Origin of the sequence: Sandarakinorhabdus rubra (genome assembly GCF_010994245.1) — a bacterium.
Lineage (GTDB): Bacteria > Pseudomonadota > Alphaproteobacteria > Sphingomonadales > Sphingomonadaceae > Sandarakinorhabdus > Sandarakinorhabdus rubra.
The window spans coordinates 1-1,058 of the sequence record NZ_WMHO01000389.1 but is presented as its reverse complement, the minus strand read 5'-3'; the positions used below and the strand labels follow the sequence as shown (position 1 = coordinate 1,058).

1 protein-coding gene is annotated in these 1,058 nt (G+C 70.9%); it reads left to right on the top strand.

Annotated features, from left to right (window positions below; genetic code table 11):
• Positions 1 to 217: 217 nt before the first annotated feature.
• Positions 218 to 1,058, top strand: an 841-nt coding sequence (locus GJV64_RS14735) for a DUF1800 family protein (protein WP_164158238.1), incomplete at its 3' end; no start/stop codon positions are given.

Here is a 1,058-nt window from a genome sequence, read left to right as displayed (position 1 = left end):
CGCCCGCGCGCCGGAGCCGCCGGCCACCTTGGCCCCGGAGCCGCAGGCCGGCCCCCAGGCCGACGAGGAGCTGCCGGGCTTCCTGAAGCGCCAGGTGAACCGCTGACCCCAACCAGTTTTCCGTAGCTGGAAACGAACGGGAAGGCCCGCCGGTTCGCGCCGACGGGCCTTTTCGTTGCGCGCGAGGGAATTGCCGGCGGCTCGCGTTGAAGTGGGCATGAGCCTGTCAGCCATCGCCGCCAACCGCTTCGGCCTCGGACTGCGCGCCGACGAGCGCCCGCCCGCCGATCCGCAAGCCTGGCTGCTCGCCCAGTTCGACCGCTTCGATCCGCGCCCTGACGCCATCGCCGGCCTGCCCGATGCCGCCGCGATGACCGCCCAGTATCGCGAGAATCTGCAGCAGCTGCGCCAGTTGGGCCTGATTGGCACGCGCCCGGCCGGCGGGATGCAGCCGGCGGACGCGGAGAAGCGCGCCGAACAATTCCAGCAGGAGCGCCGCCAGGCCTATCGCCAGTCCTATGGCGGGCAGGTGCGCGCCCGGCTCGCCGTTGCGCTGTCCAGCCCCGCGCCTTTTGCCGAACGGCTGGTGCATTTCTGGGCCAATCATTTTGCCATCTCCACCGACAAGCTGGCGACCATCGCCATGGGTGGCCCGCTGGAGTTCGAGGCCATCCGGCCCCACATCGCCGGGCGCTTTGCCGATCTGCTGCTGGCCGTCACCCGGCATCCGGGCATGCTCTTCTATCTCGACCAGGCGCAGTCGATTGGCCCGAACAGCCGGCTGGGCCAGATCGCGCGACGCCGCAATGCGCAGCGAAAGCCTGGCCTCAACGAGAATCTGGCGCGCGAGATCCTGGAACTGCACACGCTGGGCGCCAGCCACTATACGCAGGCTGATGTCGGCGGCCTCGCCCGCGCCCTGACCGGCTGGACGGTTGGCGGCTTTGGCCGCGGGTTCGGCCAGCGCCTGGGGCTGGCCGAAGCACCGGCCGGTCAGTTCGTGTTCCAGCCGGCGCTGCACGAGCCGGGCAGCGTGACGGTGGCCGGCCGCCGCTATG